Source organism: Pseudoalteromonas rhizosphaerae, from assembly GCF_028885455.1.
In the GTDB taxonomy this organism is placed as follows: Bacteria; Pseudomonadota; Gammaproteobacteria; order Enterobacterales; family Alteromonadaceae; genus Pseudoalteromonas; species Pseudoalteromonas rhizosphaerae.
In genome coordinates this window covers 646677-663059 of sequence record NZ_CP118496.1, presented here as the reverse complement: position 1 = coordinate 663059, position 16383 = coordinate 646677, and the positions used below count along the sequence as shown (strand labels likewise).

Annotated in this window: 12 protein-coding genes; 7 read left to right on the top strand and 5 right to left on the bottom strand. The window is 39.8% G+C overall.

The features are described from left to right. Nucleotides 1-2: 2 nt before the first annotated feature. From ilvD to ilvG, 3 genes are all read right to left on the bottom strand, one after another. Nucleotides 3-1859: a dihydroxy-acid dehydratase gene (gene ilvD, locus PVK79_RS02965; RefSeq protein ID WP_145238380.1), complete on the bottom strand. Its 1857-nt coding sequence runs from the start codon at nucleotides 1857-1859 to the stop codon at nucleotides 3-5. Between the two features lie 115 nt (nucleotides 1860-1974). After that, a complete protein-coding gene (gene ilvM / locus PVK79_RS02960) occupies nucleotides 1975-2217 on the bottom strand; it encodes an acetolactate synthase 2 small subunit (protein ID WP_145238377.1) in 243 nt (80 codons plus the stop codon). Then, complete coding sequence (gene ilvG / locus PVK79_RS02955; protein ID WP_182819917.1) at nucleotides 2214-3863, bottom strand: acetolactate synthase 2 catalytic subunit; 1650 nt, start codon at nucleotides 3861-3863, stop codon at nucleotides 2214-2216. The genes ilvM and ilvG overlap by 4 nt, the downstream gene beginning before the upstream one ends. Nucleotides 3864-4430: 567 nt before the next feature. Here ilvG and PVK79_RS02950 point away from each other — a divergent pair. From PVK79_RS02950 to PVK79_RS02920, 7 genes are all read left to right on the top strand, one after another. Then, the gene (locus tag PVK79_RS02950) at nucleotides 4431-6098 is read left to right on the top strand and encodes a phosphoethanolamine transferase (protein WP_257325273.1); all 1668 of its coding nucleotides are present in this window, start codon (nucleotides 4431-4433) and stop codon (nucleotides 6096-6098) included. Then, the gene (locus PVK79_RS02945; RefSeq protein ID WP_145238368.1) at nucleotides 6091-6465 is read left to right on the top strand and encodes a diacylglycerol kinase; all 375 of its coding nucleotides are present in this window, start codon (nucleotides 6091-6093) and stop codon (nucleotides 6463-6465) included. Before PVK79_RS02950 ends, PVK79_RS02945 begins: the two co-directional genes overlap by 8 nt. Then, nucleotides 6456-8420 carry an LTA synthase family protein gene (locus tag PVK79_RS02940; protein ID WP_257325272.1) on the top strand — a complete coding sequence of 655 codons (1965 nt, stop codon included), beginning with the start codon at nucleotides 6456-6458 and terminating at the stop codon, nucleotides 8418-8420. Before PVK79_RS02945 ends, PVK79_RS02940 begins: the two co-directional genes overlap by 10 nt. A gap of 56 nt (nucleotides 8421-8476) precedes the next feature. Beyond that, nucleotides 8477-9151, top strand: a complete 675-nt coding sequence (locus tag PVK79_RS02935) for a response regulator transcription factor (protein WP_182717666.1) — start codon at nucleotides 8477-8479, stop codon at nucleotides 9149-9151. Continuing rightward, entirely contained in the window at nucleotides 9132-10580 is a 1449-nt protein-coding gene (locus tag PVK79_RS02930) for a sensor histidine kinase (protein ID WP_257325271.1), read from the top strand. The genes PVK79_RS02935 and PVK79_RS02930 overlap by 20 nt, the downstream gene beginning before the upstream one ends. Before the next feature lie 46 nt (nucleotides 10581-10626). Beyond that, nucleotides 10627-11505: a TraB/GumN family protein gene (locus tag PVK79_RS02925; protein WP_145238356.1), complete on the top strand. Its 879-nt coding sequence runs from the start codon at nucleotides 10627-10629 to the stop codon at nucleotides 11503-11505. Between the two features lie 346 nt (nucleotides 11506-11851). Continuing rightward, nucleotides 11852-13759, top strand: coding sequence for a transcriptional regulator (locus PVK79_RS02920; protein WP_257325270.1), 1908 nt, complete (start codon nucleotides 11852-11854; stop codon nucleotides 13757-13759). Nucleotides 13760-13876: 117 nt separating this feature from the next. Here the strand turns inward: PVK79_RS02920 and PVK79_RS02915 are convergent, their stop codons facing one another. Both PVK79_RS02915 and PVK79_RS02910 read right to left on the bottom strand, forming a co-directional pair. After that, complete coding sequence (locus PVK79_RS02915) at nucleotides 13877-15559, bottom strand: SUMF1/EgtB/PvdO family nonheme iron enzyme (RefSeq protein WP_257325269.1); 1683 nt, start codon at nucleotides 15557-15559, stop codon at nucleotides 13877-13879. A gap of 616 nt (nucleotides 15560-16175) precedes the next feature. Continuing rightward, nucleotides 16176-16352, bottom strand: a complete 177-nt coding sequence (locus PVK79_RS02910) for a hypothetical protein (RefSeq protein ID WP_257325268.1) — start codon at nucleotides 16350-16352, stop codon at nucleotides 16176-16178. Nucleotides 16353-16383 lie beyond the last annotated feature (31 nt).

Here is a 16383-nt window from a genome sequence, read left to right as displayed (position 1 = left end):
AATTAACTAAGCTCCTCCAGTTTGGCTAAATCACGCACCGCGCCTTTATCAGCACTGGTTGCAAGTAGCGCATACGCTTTTAGCGCAGATGATACATAACGTTCACGATCGAGTGGTTTGTACGCTTGTTTACCACGAGCAAGTTGCTTTTGCTTACGCGCTTCAAGTTCTTCATCTGTTAACGCTAACGTGATTTCGCGGGTAGCGATATCGATAATAATTTTATCGCCGTTTTCAACGTAAGCAATGGCACCGCCACTGGCCGCTTCTGGTGAAACGTGGCCAATTGATAAACCTGACGTACCGCCCGAGAAGCGACCATCGGTTATAAGTGCGCACTGCTCAGCCAAACCTTTTGATTTTAAGTAACTGGTTGGATAAAGCATTTCCTGCATGCCAGGTCCGCCTTTCGGTCCTTCGTAGCGAATAACGACTACGTCACCGGCTTTTACTTCGTCATTTAAAATGCCTTCAACTGAATCGTCTTGTGATTCATACACCACGGCGGTGCCTTCAAAGTGTAGCATTTCATCAACCACACCCGCGCTTTTCACAATACAACCATCAACAGCTAAATTACCCGATAGTACGGCTAAGCCACCATCTTGACGAAACGCATGTTCAACGCTACGGATACAACCATGTTCACGGTCATTATCGCCTTCATCCCAACGACATTCTTGGCTCATTGCTTTGGTGGTGCGAATACCTGCAGGTCCCGCTCGATAAAACTTTTGTGCGGCTTCGTTGTTTGGATCAGTGGCATCCCATTTTTTAACTAGCTCTGCCATAGTCATACCAGCAACATGGTTTACCGACAGATCCACTAAGCCCGCTTTGCCAAGCTCGCGAATTATTGCCATCATGCCACCTGCACGATGCACATCTTCAATATGGTATTGCGCGGTTGCAGGCGCGACTTTACATAAGAAAGGTGTTTTACGAGATAACGCATCAATGTGCGACATATCAAAATCAACACCGGCTTCTTGCGCGGCGGCAAGTAAATGCAATACGGTATTTGACGAGCCACCCATAGCAATATCAACCACCATGGCATTCATAAACGCGGTTTTATTAGCGATAGCACGCGGCAAGACTTCTTTATTATCTTTTTGGTAATACTCACGGCATAAATCAACAATTCGTGCACCGGCTTCAACATACAGTTGTTTACGATCTTTATGAGTCGCAAGTGTAGTGCCGTTACCAGGTAGTGCGAGGCCAATTGCTTCTAATAAACAGTTCATTGAGTTGGCGGTAAACATGCCCGAACACGAGCCACAGGTAGGACATGCTGAGCGCTCTACTTGCTCTGAGTCAGCATCACTTACTGATTCATCAGCACCTTTTACCATGGCATCAACTAAATCTAGTTTGATATCAATATTGGCAAGCTTAGTTTTACCGGCTTCCATTGGGCCACCAGACACAAAGATTACTGGAATATCTAAACGAAGTGCCGCCAGCATCATTCCTGGGGTGATTTTGTCGCAGTTAGAAATACAGATCATTGCATCGGCGCAGTGACCATTTACCATGTATTCAACTGAGTCAGCAATTAAGTCGCGCGATGGTAATGAATACAACATACCGCCGTGGCCCATGGCAATACCATCATCAATGGCGATAGTATTAAATTCTTTTGGCACACCACCCGCTTGAGTAATGGTTTCTGCCATAAGCTCACTGAGTTGGTTAAGGTGCACATGACCCGGTACAAATTGCGTGAATGAGTTTACAACCGCAATAATCGGTTTGCCAAAATCGCTATCTGTCATTCCTGTTGCACGCCATAATGCACGAGCACCTGCGCGCTTTCGACCTTCAGTTGTTGTTGCACTTCTTAATTTAGCCATAGTTACCTCAGTGTTTGCAGTTACTTATAATATGTAACTGACATCCTCATTCTTAAATTTTTATTGCTAAGGGGAAAAGACCCAATAGCCCTGTTGATTTAGTTTTTACAGCAAACTACATTGCTTGCTGTTGTAAATTTTCTAGTGTTACTTGCTTAACGTCCACCAGCTTATTGAGCTGCGTGGTTAATAAGTGAATTGGCTTATCACTGTCGACCGTCATAGCCACATGGTAATGACCATCATCCATATTCAATTGAAAATGGGTTAAATCAAAACCACGATGACGAACTACACGCAAAAAGCGCTCAACGGCGATACTTTGATTTTTTAAAGCGACTGTTAAACTGTGTTTCATTTTCCACTCTCCGTCATCATTTCGTCATTCGCGGCACCTGGCGGTACTAGCGGCCAAACATTTTCTTTATCGTCGATACAGGCATGTACTATATAAGGACCTTTACTATTCACTAATGCTGTAATTGCATCATCAACTTGGTTAGCGTGGGTGATCGTTTGCCCAGCGATACCAAATACGGCAGCCAATTGCACAAAATCAGGGTTATCTGATAAATCAGTTTCAGAATAACGCCCTTCAAAAAATAACTCTTGCCATTGACGAACCATACCTAAACGTTGGTTATCTAAAATTAATATTTTTACCGGTAAATTGTTACGACGAATAGTGGCTAACTCTTGAATGTTCATCATGATTGAACCATCACCAGAAACAGTGATCACAAAATCATTTGGTCGAGCTACTTGCGCACCAATGGCCGCAGGTAAACCAAAGCCCATAGTGCCTGCACCACCACTACTTAAGTGGTTGCTTGGATGACTAAACTTCATATGTTGTGCCACCCACATTTGGTGCTGGCCTACATCACAACACACAACGCCTGTACTTGGCATCCGCTGGCTTAGTTGGCTTAATAAATACGGGGCATATACTTTTTCGCCCGGATAGTCATAGCGCCATGCATGTTCAATCATCATCTCTTTGGCATGATCACGCCATGCTTGTTCAGTTACAAAGCACTCTAATTGCGGCAATGAGGTTTTTAAATCAGCAACTAACGATGCTTTAGCTGGTTTACGCTTACCAATTTCAGCAGCATCTATATCTAAATGGATCACTTTTGCTTTAGCCGCAAACTTGCCTAAATTACCTGTTACACGATCATCAAAGCGCGCACCGATACATACGAGGACATCACACTCTTGTACCGCTAAATTTGCAGCTTGGCCGCCATGCATGCCCAACATACCTAAGTTATATTCGTAATCAGGTAATACACTGCCCAATGCTTTTAGCGTTGAAACCGCAGGCATTTGGGTTTTTTCTAAAAATTGCATTAGCTGTACTTGCGCATCAGCCGCCTGTACACCGCCGCCTACATAGGCAACAGGCCGTTTGGCTTCGCTTAATAGTTGGTTAGCAATAGCCACTTGCTTTAAATCTAACACCGGTAAGTAATCATCAGCCGCAAGCCAAGGATGAAAAGGCACTTGCGCCATTTGAATATCTTTTGGTATATCTACTAACACAGGGCCTGGACGACCTGATTGCGCTAAATGCATGGCTTCTTGCAGTATTTCGGCTAAATCTTCAGGACGTTCAACCATATAACTGTGCTTAGTGCAGGATAATGACATACCTAATACATCAATCTCTTGAAACGCATCAGAGCCAATGGCAGCAGTTGGTACTTGGCCTGTGATCGCAAGTAATGGCACTGAATCCATCATCGCATCAGCAAGCGCGGTGATTAAGTTAGTAGCCCCAGGGCCTGAAGTCGCAAAACACACCCCAAGTTTACCCGTGCTACGAGCAAAACCAACAGCAGCAAAACCTGCACCTTGCTCATGACGAGTGAGATAATGTTTAACCGGCGCACCATACAGCGCATCGTAAATTGGCATGATTGCCCCACCAGGGTAACCAAATACTTCTTTTACGCCGTGTTTGGCTAATAAATCAATTGTTAACTCTGCGCCTGTCATTAAATAATCCTCATTCCTCAGTGACATATCTATACTTAACTATTGCTAAACCCTGAAACTAAAAAGCCCCCCGACTGGTTAAGTGCGGGGGGCTTTTATAATGCTTTACGTATTTTTAAAGCACTAAGTAGCCCCCGCGGTAATAATAATCACCACGACGTTAATAAGGACTAGGTTTAGTGCGTTTGTAAGCATGTAATAAATACCAAAATTTGTTAATTTACGAAGGAATTGCAACTCCCCCGCTGTCTTTTTATATTAGTACCGCGATGGGAGTGCTAAGTCAACCTTAAAATCAATCTAAAAAAACACTCACCAATCAATTTTAAAGGCATAAAAATCCAATATGTAAGCCTAAATAGATTAATTTTCCTAATATATGAAGCTATTGATATTTCATACCTCGTTATAACCAATTACTGGTTTGATTAATTTTTGACGAAATCACAATAAATCATTCTTTTTTAAATCACCTCATTCAGGAAATGACTAGCTATCCTTAAGTGTTTCTTAAGTCTTGGACTCTACTATGCAGGTATTAAATTATTATTATTGAGTTCTCAATTTATGTTGGTAGGCCAATTTTTCAGTTCAGGTTTTAAAAAGCGCTTCTACATTACCTGTAGCGCCAATACTTTTATTATTGCATTGGCATGTTATTACTGCTTAATAATCAATATTCCTTTTATGCATGGTGCATTCAACGCAATCACCACACTGCCCTCTTTTTCATGGTTATTTTTACTCTCAGTACCGTTACTGTTACTTTGCTTACTAATTATTTTCTTTTCATTATTATCTAGCCGCTGGCTACTCAAACCAATTAATTACATATTATTGTTAAGCTCATGTGCCGCTCTTTACGGCACTTTAAATTATGGAGTGGTATTTGACTATTCGATGATTCAAAACACCTTTGAAACTGACGGTCATGAAGCGGCAAGCTATCTGAACTTGCAATTTATCATGTTCTTTTGTTTATTTGCCTTAGTGCCGCTATTGGTTTTAATTAAAACCAATATTCGTTTTAGTCCGCTAACCAAAGAGCTGGTAAGTCGCAGTAAACTCGTACTTAGCTGCTTTGCTCTAATCGCCGTAATTGTGTTGAGCTTTTATGCTGACTACGCCGCCACCGGACGTAATAATCAATTATTAAAAAAAGAGTTAATTCCATTTCAATACTTAAGCAGTGGCTATAAATATATTCGCGATCAATGGCTGGTCTCTGACGAACCATTTCAAATTTTAGACCCAGCGCCAGTACTAAGTGCATCACAACACACGCAAGTAACCGTTATCGTGGTAGGTGAAACAGCACGTGCTGAAAACTTTGCTTACCAAGGCTATACACGCGATACCAACCGTTTCACTCGACCTTTCAAAGTAACGTACCTGAACAATGTAGCGTCCTGTGGAACCGCAACAGCGGTATCGGTCCCTTGTATGTTCTCACAACAAAACCAAGCTGAGTTCTCACGTAACGAAGCTGATAACCAGCAAAACATTCTCGACATTGCCCAAAGCGCTGGCGCTGATGTGTTGTGGATTGATAATAACAGTGGCTGTAAAAATGTCTGTAATCGCGTCACCAACATTACCATCAAGGTAGATAACTCTGCACTTTGTGAACAACAGCATTGCTATGACGAAGCGTTACTAGCACCACTTAAACGTAAACTAGCTAATCTAAGCCAAGCCAATACGGTCATTGTATTGCATATGATGGGCTCTCATGGACCCACTTACTTTCAACGCTACCCAGATCAATTTAAGCAATTTACACCAACCTGCGACCGCAGTGATATACAAAACTGTAGCACTGAGCAGTTAGTTAATACTTATGACAACACCATAGCGTATAGCGACTACGTAAACTCATTAATGTTAACCGAACTGAATAACTTACCTGACAATATTGATAAAACCTTTGTATATATTTCAGATCACGGTGAGTCGCTCGGCGAAAACGGCGCCTACTTACATGGCTTTCCCTATAGTTTTGCTCCTAGTGGCCAAACACATGTCCCAATGTATATATGGGCTGCCAAAGGTAATCAACGCATTACAGAAAGTTGCTTGAAGAGTGTTGATCAACAACAAGCAGCTTCTCACGACAATATTTTTCATACATTAATAAGTCTAATAGGCATCAAAAGTAAAACTTATGAACTACCTTTAGATTTAGTAAGTAACTGTAAAACAATCAATAACAAAGTGAAGAACAATAATGAATAATTCGAAAACGGTACTCAAACGTCAAGGACTACTACGCCTTTTATTTACCTTACGCCATACTTTTAATGGCTTAAAATGGATGACGCGATTTGAAGCTGCATTTCAGCAAGAACTAGCGCTATTTTTATTACTTGGAGTGTTTGCATGGCTGGCGAATATTCCCACCAGCGATAAACTTATTTTAATTGCCAGCTTGCTGTTTGTACTGTTCGCTGAATTAGTCAATACTGCGATTGAAGTAGTAGTTGATCGTATTGGTACAGAACATCATGAACTCTCTGGGCTGGCTAAAGATATTGCCTCTGCCAGTGTATTTATAGCGATGCTAATAAGCACACTTATTTGGTGGGCTATTTTATGGGCATAACTGATAGATTTAGTGTTGCGCAACTAAAAAATAAACTCGGTCCATACTGGGTATTGTTAACATTTTTTAGCTTATCGCTAACTATGTTAACCCTGGCTCGTTTTAGCTTAAGTGTATGGCAAGGTGAGCGAGTATTTAGCTCTCATGCTTGGCTAAATATTTTTATTGGCGGCTTGCGCGTTGATACGGCTACCTTAAGCTATATTTTAATGCCAGCATTGTTGTTGATTATTATCAGCACATTAATCTCTAAACAGCACCTTATCCGTGGCATTATTAAATACTATTTACTGCTAATGGCTGCTCTGTTGATCTTCTTTGAAGTAATCACTCCGACCTTTATTAATGAATATGACTTACGTCCAAACCGCTTATTTATTGAATACTTAATATACCCAAAAGAAGTCTCTCGAATGATTTTTGCAGGGTATAAAATAGAAGTATTCGCCACTTTACTATTCTTGATCGTCGGAGTAAAACTGGCTACAAAAGTTTTTACCAGCCAATGGCGTAGCCACTGTCAGTTGCCAATCATAAAACACTCCTTATTGGTGATTAGCCTACTGTGCTTAACCGTTCTAGGTGCACGTAACTCACTAGGTCATCGACCGTTAAACCCTGCAATGGTGGCATTTTCAACCGATCATTTACTTAATGATCTTAGCCTTAACTCATTGTATAGCGTAGCCTTTGCAATTAAACAACTCGGTAACGAAAAATCAAGCCAAGACTTTTATGGTGCAATACCAGAAGAGGAATTATTAGCCTTAGTGCGCGCGAGTATGCAAAATGAACAAGCTGTTTTTAACGATGCCAGCGCTCCAACCAAAACCTTTCATCAAGCGGCGTATCAAGGGAAACCCAAAAATCTAGTCATCATTTTACAAGAAAGTTTAGGTGCTCGCTATGTAGGTACTTTAGGCGGTTTACCTTTAACTCCTAATATAGACAAGCTCTATCAGCAAGGTTGGGGGTTTGATAATTTATACGCCACAGGCACACGCTCAGTACGTGGTATAGAAGCTGTTATCACTGGCTTTACCCCGACGCCTTCTCGCGCAGTAGTAAAGCTTGATAAATCGCAACGTGATTTTTTTACCATTGCTGACTTTTTAAGTAAACAAAATTACCACACCCAATTTATTTACGGTGGTGAAAGTCACTTTGATAATATGCAAAGCTTCTTTTTGGGTAATGGCTTTCAACACATTGTAGATAGTAATGACTTTGCCAATATTGATTTTAATGGCTCATGGGGCGCCTCTGATGAAGATCTCTTTAACCAAGCGGATATTGAACTGACTAAGTTACAACAACAAGGTAAACCTTTTTTTAGCTTGGTATTTTCCAGCTCTAATCACAGCCCTTATGAGTTTCCAGATAATAAAATCACCTTATACGATAAGCAAAAACAAACTCGCAATAATGCGGCAAAATATGCCGATTATGCATTAGGCACCTTTATCGAAAAAGCAAAGCAATCAAGTTACTGGGACGATACCGTCTTTATAGTGATTGCCGATCATGATTCGCGCGTATCGGGCGCAAGTTTAGTGCCGATTGAGCACTTTCGTATTCCTGCGGTTATTTTTGGCAAGGGTATCAATGCCAAGCGTGACCATCAGCTTGCCAGCCAACTTGATATTCCGACAACATTATTATCCTTAATTGGAGCCAGTGGTGAACATCCGATGATAGGTCGCGATCTTGCGCAGCCAATCGCTGATAACAAACAACGCGCAATGATGCAATACGATAAAAACTTTGCCTACATAACCGGTAATAGTGGCCAAGGTAATAAGGTCGTAATTTTACAACCACAAAAACCAGCAACCACTTATATATACACACAAGATAAATTAGTGCCCACCAGCAACGACCCACAATTGGTGAAAAAAGCACTGGCACATGCCAATTTAGGTAATTTAGCCTATCAAAAGAGTTGGTATCATTAATCTATAAGCCTTGCTAAAGTAGCAAAGCGAACATGTTATTTAATTGAGTTAAGATCATGAAGATACTCGTAATCGAAGATTCTGAACCGCTTAGACGCAGCCTAGATGTAGGCCTTAATAATCTCGGTTTTACCGTGGACGGTACCGGTGATGGTTCACACGGTTTAAGCATGGCACTGTGTGGCGACTATGATTTAATCATTCTCGACTTAATGCTACCAAGTGTTGATGGCATGAGTATTCTCAAGGCACTGCGTAGCAGCTCGAGTCAAACTCGGGTATTAATTTTATCTGCTCGCTCTGAAGCACAAGACAAAATAAACGGCTTAATGAAAGGTGCTGATGATTATCTAACGAAACCGTTTTCGTTTGAAGAACTACATGCCAGAGTACTGGCGCTGTCTCGGCGAGGCCAATTACAAAACCAGCAAAACACACTCTGTGTAGGAGAATGCGTGTTAGATTTGAGCTTAAAAACACTGCATTATCAGCAGCAGCCTATAAACCTTACTCGCAACGAATATAAAATCATTGAGTGCTTATTTAGTGCCAAAGAACGGGTATTAGGCCTTGAGATGATCAGCGAAGCCGTGGTCGGCCAATTTGATATGCTGTCAAAAAATGCCCTAGAAGCGCATATTTCAGCGATCCGCAAAAAAGTACGGCTGCTCGGCGGCGAACTACCAATTAAAAATAAACGTGGATTTGGTTATGTCGCCTCTCAAAACTGAGCTGCCAAAAACTAAACATCACTCTATCAAGCGTAAACTCGTCAATAATATTAGTGCCGTACTGTCGATTATTCTGGTTACTATTTTTTTAACTGTCGATTTGAGCGTTGATTCTTGGGTTGAAAACCAATTTCATCAATCGTTAACTAATAAATCTAATTATTTAAAAACCTTAGTGAAAGATCATAATGGCAAACTAGAGTTTGATTTTGCTGGCGAATTTATGTCTGAATATGAGCAGGCTAATGCCAGCGAATTTTATCAGCTATGGCACGAACAACAGACGTTTGAAAAATCAGATTCATTGCAACTATATCAAAATATTGATTTACCCAATTTCGCTATCCCCATTAACGAATTTAAAATTATTGATTACACTTTGCCTAACGGTGAAGAGGGTCGCGCCATGATCAGCCACTTCATTGCCCAACAAGAAGACGAAGCAGCACGCGGCAGCGGTCATTTTAAGACCATGGTTTTAACTATCGCAGCCCCTATTTCATCATTAAATAAAGTATTGCTGATCATTGATGTGGTTTTTATTCTGACCTGCATTATCGCAGTTTTTGGAGTACGTTATTTAGTCACTCGAATCGTTAATCGTGGCCTCTTTCCACTGAACAACTTAAATGAACAAATAAAATTACTCGATATCACTGGCGCCTCACAAACTATCAAAAGTGACTTTCAGGTAGAGGAAATTGAACCTATTCGTAATGAGCTGAATAAATTTATTACCACCAATCAACAGCTCTATCAAAATGAAAAACGCCTAACCAGCGACATCGCCCATGAATTGAAAACGCCAATTTCTGAGCTGATCAGCTTGTCAGAAGTGGCACTGCGCTACCCTGATGATGAGCGTATTAGCGCCACATATACCAGCGATATATTGGCTATATCTCAGCGTATGAAAACCATCGTCAATAACTTGCTGCTATTACAGCGCGCTGGTAGTAGCGCTGTAGAGCTCAATTTAGAAAGCGTTAATTTAAGTGACTTTATTACGCAATTAAGCAATGAACTGCAGTTTAAACATGCCGATATTAAGCAGCGCTTACTGCTAAATGTTGCAACTGAGCTGATGATCACCGCTGATCGATTTTGCCTGCATACCATTTTATCTAACTTGCTCGATAACGCATTGTTTTATGGGCTTAGCACCCAACCTATCAACTTACAGGTCGAACAAACTGAATATCACACCAAAATCACGCTATGTAACGCTTTAGCTAAGCCTTTAAGTGAACAACAACTAGAGGCTATTTTTGCCCCCCTTTACCAGCTTGATAGCTCACGAACGAATAACCAACGCCACGGCTTGGGACTAGCGATAGTGAACAGTTTATGTAATCTCAATAACTTTACCATCAGCGCAAAAAACAAGCCAAACTCTCGCTTAGCATTAATTTTAACGTTACCCAATTAAGCGTATTGGTTTAATATGGATATATACCCAACCAATAAGGACAATTATGAACCTCACTCAGCGTATTAGCAGTTACTTTATTTTATCCCTTTTACTGTGTATTAGTTTTGCTAGCCACAGTGAACCTGGGTTGTGGCAATTAGAAAAAAATGGTGTTAAATCATATTTGTTTGGCACTGTGCATGTCGGTGATGCCACCATGAAAGGACTACCTAAAAAAGTAACCGACGCGCTTGATGCCAGTGATAAAGTAATTGTTGAAGTCAATGTTAGTGCAATTAGCCCGATGGAAATGCAGCGCCGCTCAATGCCTTTTATGATGCTAAAAAATGGCAAAACACTGCAAACTGAGCTTTCGGAACAAAACTATAAGAAGCTTGACCAATACTTCAGCAACAAATCAATTGATATTGCGATGTTTAACAATATGGCGCCATGGGCCGTAATGGTTACTATGTTGCAAATCGAATTTCAAAATATTGGTTTTTCCGATCAATATGGCATTGATAAGCAAGTACTTGCCTATACAAAAACCAACAATATACCAGTTGGCGAATTAGAAACTCTCGAATATCAAATGGAGATGTTTAATAATCTATCGTTGTTAAGTAACGAAATGATTGAAGAAACGTTTGAACAGCTTGCCGACGTTGAAACCTACTTTATTAGCTTAGTTAATGCATGGAAAAATGGTGATATGGCGACCTTAACTAAGTATTACAATGAAAGCTTTGACGACAGCAACTACGGTGAGATCAGCGAACAAGTAATGCTGATTGAACGTAACAATAATTGGGTAAGAGAGCTCACGCCTCGCATCGGTAAAGAAAAACTATTTATCGCCGTAGGCGCCCTGCATTTGCCAGAACAACACGGTTTGTTAAAGCAATTTCAAGATCAGGGATTTAGCGTAACTCGCTTATAAATAGAGAGATACTCAATTTATTTTTGCTGCTTGTTAAGTATTAGTAAATATAACTTCCTTAGCAGATAGACAGGTCTTTCTGCTAAGGTTGTGTAGCTGATATCTGACCTTACTATTTGGTTGATAAATGTAGGAACATTTTTTTCATTTCTGAATTCAACATGTCGCAATCATGCACTTATTCAAAATGGGTAAGGCTTTTATTTGAATACATAGATAAGTTGAGGCTGATGATGATGTAACTGTTAATCTTGTCATCACGCTATTGATAAATACTCCCCTTTAAACATTAGGTCGGTTAAGATGATGTTGGATTATAGTAGCAGCAAACTAAATACTTTAAATAATGCGATATACTTTTTTAGATTTTGAATTCGACAGTAACAACTTAATACTCAGCAAAAATGGCGACGATATTGATATTCGTCCTAATGAAGCTAAGCTATTGGCGTTACTGCTTTCTGATTCCACACAAGTTTTTAGTAAAGATGCTATTTTAACTAAGGTTTGGCACGATAAAGTGGTGTCTGAACAGGCTGTATTTCAAAATATTAGCCATCTAAGAGCTGTTTTTGGTAATAGCGCGATTAAAACTTTCCCTAAGCGAGGTTATCAATGGCAATTGAATACAAGCCAAATACAAACAGCAGTAATAACTGAGCCTCGATCTGTAAACATTACGACTACTACAATTAAAGCTAAGCCAATAGCAACTATGCCATTGACACAAAAAATCGGTGCTAACGCAACGTCTGACATAAACTCAAGCGATATATTTAAAGTTGGCCCTACAGAAAAAAAGCCTATGGGATTTTATGCTTTGCTCACAAGTTTACTGGTTGTTTTCGCCACAGCAATCTTAATCCTATTCCCACATAGTTCTGATAAAGTCGCCGCACCTGCTGCAATTGGCATTGCTTATATACCTTTTACTCAAAGCCTTAGTAACAACACTATAAAGCTCGCTGATGATGAATTTTTTGATTTTACAGAACTACCCCAACTAAGCCCTTTGCACTTTGAAACATCGATTGAGAGTGAATATCCAAAGCTTGCTGATAAGCATCCACTGATACTAACCGCCAACGTACGTACCTATAATTCACTCACCTATCTAGATTTTATCTTGAAAGGTCCTATTACGGACTGGCGCGGACAATTAACAGGTTCTTCCAATCAAGCAGTGATAAGCAAGCTAAAACAGCACTTATCACAAGATTACATTTATGACTTATTAATGTCACCACAGTCACTTGAAATCAGACTGGCTAAGTTATCTATCGCCCATAAAAGCAAACCTAACGACTTTATTAACTTAGGCAAGTTGGCGATGCTTTATATTCAAATGGAAGAGTTTGAAAAAGCCATGGTAATGGCTGATAAACTTGCTAATTTTGCTATTGAAGCACAAAACACACAACAATTAGGTAACGCCCTATTACTACAAAGTGAAATTTTAACAAGAAAAGAATTGTTTGAGCTCAGTTCAGAAAAACTCGCCAGCGCAATTTCTCAATTCAAAAAGATTAATGATGCTAAGCGCCTAGCAGATGCCTGGTTTGCTCAATCTTGGTTAGATCACCAAAATAAAAACTACAATGCGGTGCTCAAATCCGCGCAATTATCACTGCAGGTTAACGATATACTGCGTGAATTAGATGCTCTCACTTACCTTTCAGTTTTAGCTTATAAAAATAAGCAAGCAACAGACCAATACCTTTATTTACAACAAGCTGAACGTAAAATGAAAGCGTATAACTTGCCACCATATCACTTTGCTAAAATCCCCTTTCATTATGCTATTTTTGCCCAAACACCAGCAGACAAAGAACCTCATTTTAAACAAGTACTCGACTTTACCAAATTAACGCCTGACCACTGGGTTGCGCAAAGTAGCCGCAAGAGTTTGCTACAATATTACCTTGATGAAAATCGCTTGGCGGAAGCCAAGGCATTGATTGATAATTTATCTGTAACGACTACATCTATTGATAGTCCACAAAACTCTTATCTAAAAACTTTATTTGCCCAAGCCAGTAAACAAACAAAGGACTTTAATCGCTTAGCAAAACACACCTTTGAACAAGCGCAACTTTCTGGTGACAGAAACCTGAGTTTGGATGTTGCGTTGTTATTATGTAGTGATAACAATGACTCTGAAAATTACGACTTCTATTCTCAATATATTACTGAGCATGCGGGTGAGAATTGGCGACGTTATAATAAAGATAAATTACTTACGCTTAATCTTTAAAAACGCTATTTAAAAATTTTTTTGCTCTTTTTTATCGAGCTAGTAAGGGTAGCAAGCATATTTCAAGAGCCACGCTAAAAAGCTACCCAAGTAGTTTTTGCTTTTTCTAACTAGGTATTAACTCGCTTTCAAGGATAACCAATTCAGTTTCCAATTATTGTCGCGAGATTTTAGGGTTAGTGTATTCTTACCTTGTTTCAACTTAACCAGAGAGCCTTGCTGAATTTGCCATTTATCGTAACCGCCGGTTTTAAGTACTGGGTTTTCAGCCAATTTTTTTTCATTACTATAGACGTCAAATCCTTTGGTATCTCGTTCGGCTGCAACACGATATTCAAGTTGGTAAAACCCTGCTTTGACGACATTAAGCTGATAAGTAATAACAGCGTTTTTACCTATAGCATCTGGCCCCGTTAAGACGCTACCAAAGCGCTCACCATCAGAGCTAAAAGAAATTACACTATCACTAAATTCGACTGCCCATTCAGCTTCTACTTTACCGGGAACACTTATCCAACCTGGTTCAATGGTTATCGGCTTACTGTAGTGACTTTGCAGATGCTGTTTAACAGCCACCACGGTATAGTCATATTTATGTTGCCCAATATTTTTATCTGTAAACGTTGTTTGAGTCAGGTTGCTTGCAAGTAACTTAAACATACCACCAGAAAGTAAATTGCGATAAACACGATAGCTATCGACATCACTGTCCTCACTTTTATCCCACGTTAGCGTTACCGAATCGTCTGTTTGCGTTAATACAACATTAGTCACTTGGGCTGGAATAGCAGGCTGATTATCTCGGCGCTTTTGCTCTTGTTGTTGAGCAAAAATTAACTCACGTTGAAATTTTTGACTGCTTTTAGCTAGTTTGGGGGCGGCTCCATCAAGTGCGAGTCTAAAGCCATCAACGCCGCCAGCAAAATCTTCTGGAATAGCGCCTCGACTAAATAGCGGACTATGACTCCAATGCCAACTACCACCTCGAGCAGCACGCAGCTCACACTCGTCACTTACGTAAGCTGAACCATCATTAGCGATATGCTTGTAGCCTCGCACATAACAATCAGCTAAGAATTCTTGTACATTACTTAATACATCAAACAAACCAAAAGCATTAGGCTCATACATACCAACAATGCTGGCGTAAGCTGAGTGATCATTACAATGGGCTATATCGCCACTCCAGTTGTAATAGCTAGTATTACTGTCGCGCTGCAAGATACTTTCACCGTATAAATCGCCAACATTGGCATAGTTACACACTTGTGTATTATCAGGATCGTCACCAAAATAATAATCGGTTTTAGTGCCAGCTCTAGCGGCATATTCCCACTCAGCCTCGGTTGGTAATCGATAAGGCTTACCGGACTCCTTCGCTAACCATTTTGTATAAGCCTGTGCCGCTTGCCAATTGATACAAACAACGGGCTGAAATTCGCTGGTATTTAAGGCATTAGTTTCCCAGTTGCCTTTTGAATACGGTAAGAACCACCCGTTCATTTCATGTCGGCATTCTTTTGGTGCAGCATAATTTGTTGCCGCAATAAAACGACGAAATTCACTTACGGTGACTTCATATTTACCCAGACTAAATTCTTTAACATTGACGTTAGTAACAGGCTGGGTACTTTCTTTTTTAGTAGATCCCATAGCAAAACTGCCAGCAGGAATAGTGGCCATAATCGGCTCTATCGGTTTCGTTGTTGCATGGCCACCAGCGTTAGCAAATTCGTCAGCATGAAGATGAGCGCTGCCAATAGCACAGCAAAATGTAAGTAAGTAGTTATTGAGTTTCATTGGTACATCCTTTGTTATTCGAATTGGTATAACTAAGCCATAACAATGAAATAGTGAATGGTATTAATCTTAGAAAAAACCTACCTTTAGAGTTAAATAGAAAAATCCTAGATTAATTTTATCGAGAATAAAGTGATACCCATCTTAATATTCTCATTTAGGACAACAACCAGAAAGCTGACTAATTTGCTCTATTTACTTTTCAACAATATCTATTCTACTTACAGAAAAAACTGTCAATGGGCTGTAAAACCTAAATTTAATACATGTGAATGACTGCAAATTAGCAGCTTGCGAATTACTGACTGGGGGTTTATACGAAGTTAAATACTAGGCTAAGGGTTTTTAGCAATTACTCACGTTTGCTCGTCGCTTTCTATGTAAATACTCACAATACCCTTCCTGCGATGCTGGCCTCCCGACTGCACCATGAAAAAAGATCTTTAATTGAATGATTCACAAAGAGGATAAGAGACGCTGGGCTTTAGAGTAAGTAAACGAATTGGTTTATTGATTTAGAATTGACCATCACTATATAAAAACGGTCAAAAAGAACACTAGTACCTATTGCCAGAGTTAAGGCTCATATATTTTTGTTTTTACTGCACAGATCTAACTAGCTAAATAAACTTGCTAACCAATCAAATGTTAAAACTGTTGTAAAAACCTTTAAACCAACAAGAGCTATAAATAAGAATATTAATGCCACTTTAATTTTTTTACTTTGAATGTTATTCCAAAATAATAATTTGGCTTTAAATTCAGTTTTTATTTCATCTATAGCTTCTTTCATGAAAACCCTTTTTATTCATTAACAGATAAAT

Coding starts and splice junctions, on each gene's coding strand:
- ilvD (WP_145238380.1), bottom strand. CDS start 1,859: ATGGCTAAATTAAGAAGTGCAACAACAACTGAAGGTCGAAAGCGCGCA.
- ilvM (WP_145238377.1), bottom strand. CDS start 2,217: ATGAAACACAGTTTAACAGTCGCTTTAAAAAATCAAAGTATCGCCGTT.
- ilvG (WP_182819917.1), bottom strand. CDS start 3,863: ATGACAGGCGCAGAGTTAACAATTGATTTATTAGCCAAACACGGCGTA.
- PVK79_RS02950 (WP_257325273.1), top strand. CDS start 4,431: ATGTTGGTAGGCCAATTTTTCAGTTCAGGTTTTAAAAAGCGCTTCTAC.
- PVK79_RS02945 (WP_145238368.1), top strand. CDS start 6,091: ATGAATAATTCGAAAACGGTACTCAAACGTCAAGGACTACTACGCCTT.
- PVK79_RS02940 (WP_257325272.1), top strand. CDS start 6,456: ATGGGCATAACTGATAGATTTAGTGTTGCGCAACTAAAAAATAAACTC.
- PVK79_RS02935 (WP_182717666.1), top strand. CDS start 8,477: ATGAAGATACTCGTAATCGAAGATTCTGAACCGCTTAGACGCAGCCTA.
- PVK79_RS02930 (WP_257325271.1), top strand. CDS start 9,132: ATGTCGCCTCTCAAAACTGAGCTGCCAAAAACTAAACATCACTCTATC.
- PVK79_RS02925 (WP_145238356.1), top strand. CDS start 10,627: ATGAACCTCACTCAGCGTATTAGCAGTTACTTTATTTTATCCCTTTTA.
- PVK79_RS02920 (WP_257325270.1), top strand. CDS start 11,852: ATGCGATATACTTTTTTAGATTTTGAATTCGACAGTAACAACTTAATA.
- PVK79_RS02915 (WP_257325269.1), bottom strand. CDS start 15,559: ATGAAACTCAATAACTACTTACTTACATTTTGCTGTGCTATTGGCAGC.
- PVK79_RS02910 (WP_257325268.1), bottom strand. CDS start 16,352: ATGAAAGAAGCTATAGATGAAATAAAAACTGAATTTAAAGCCAAATTA.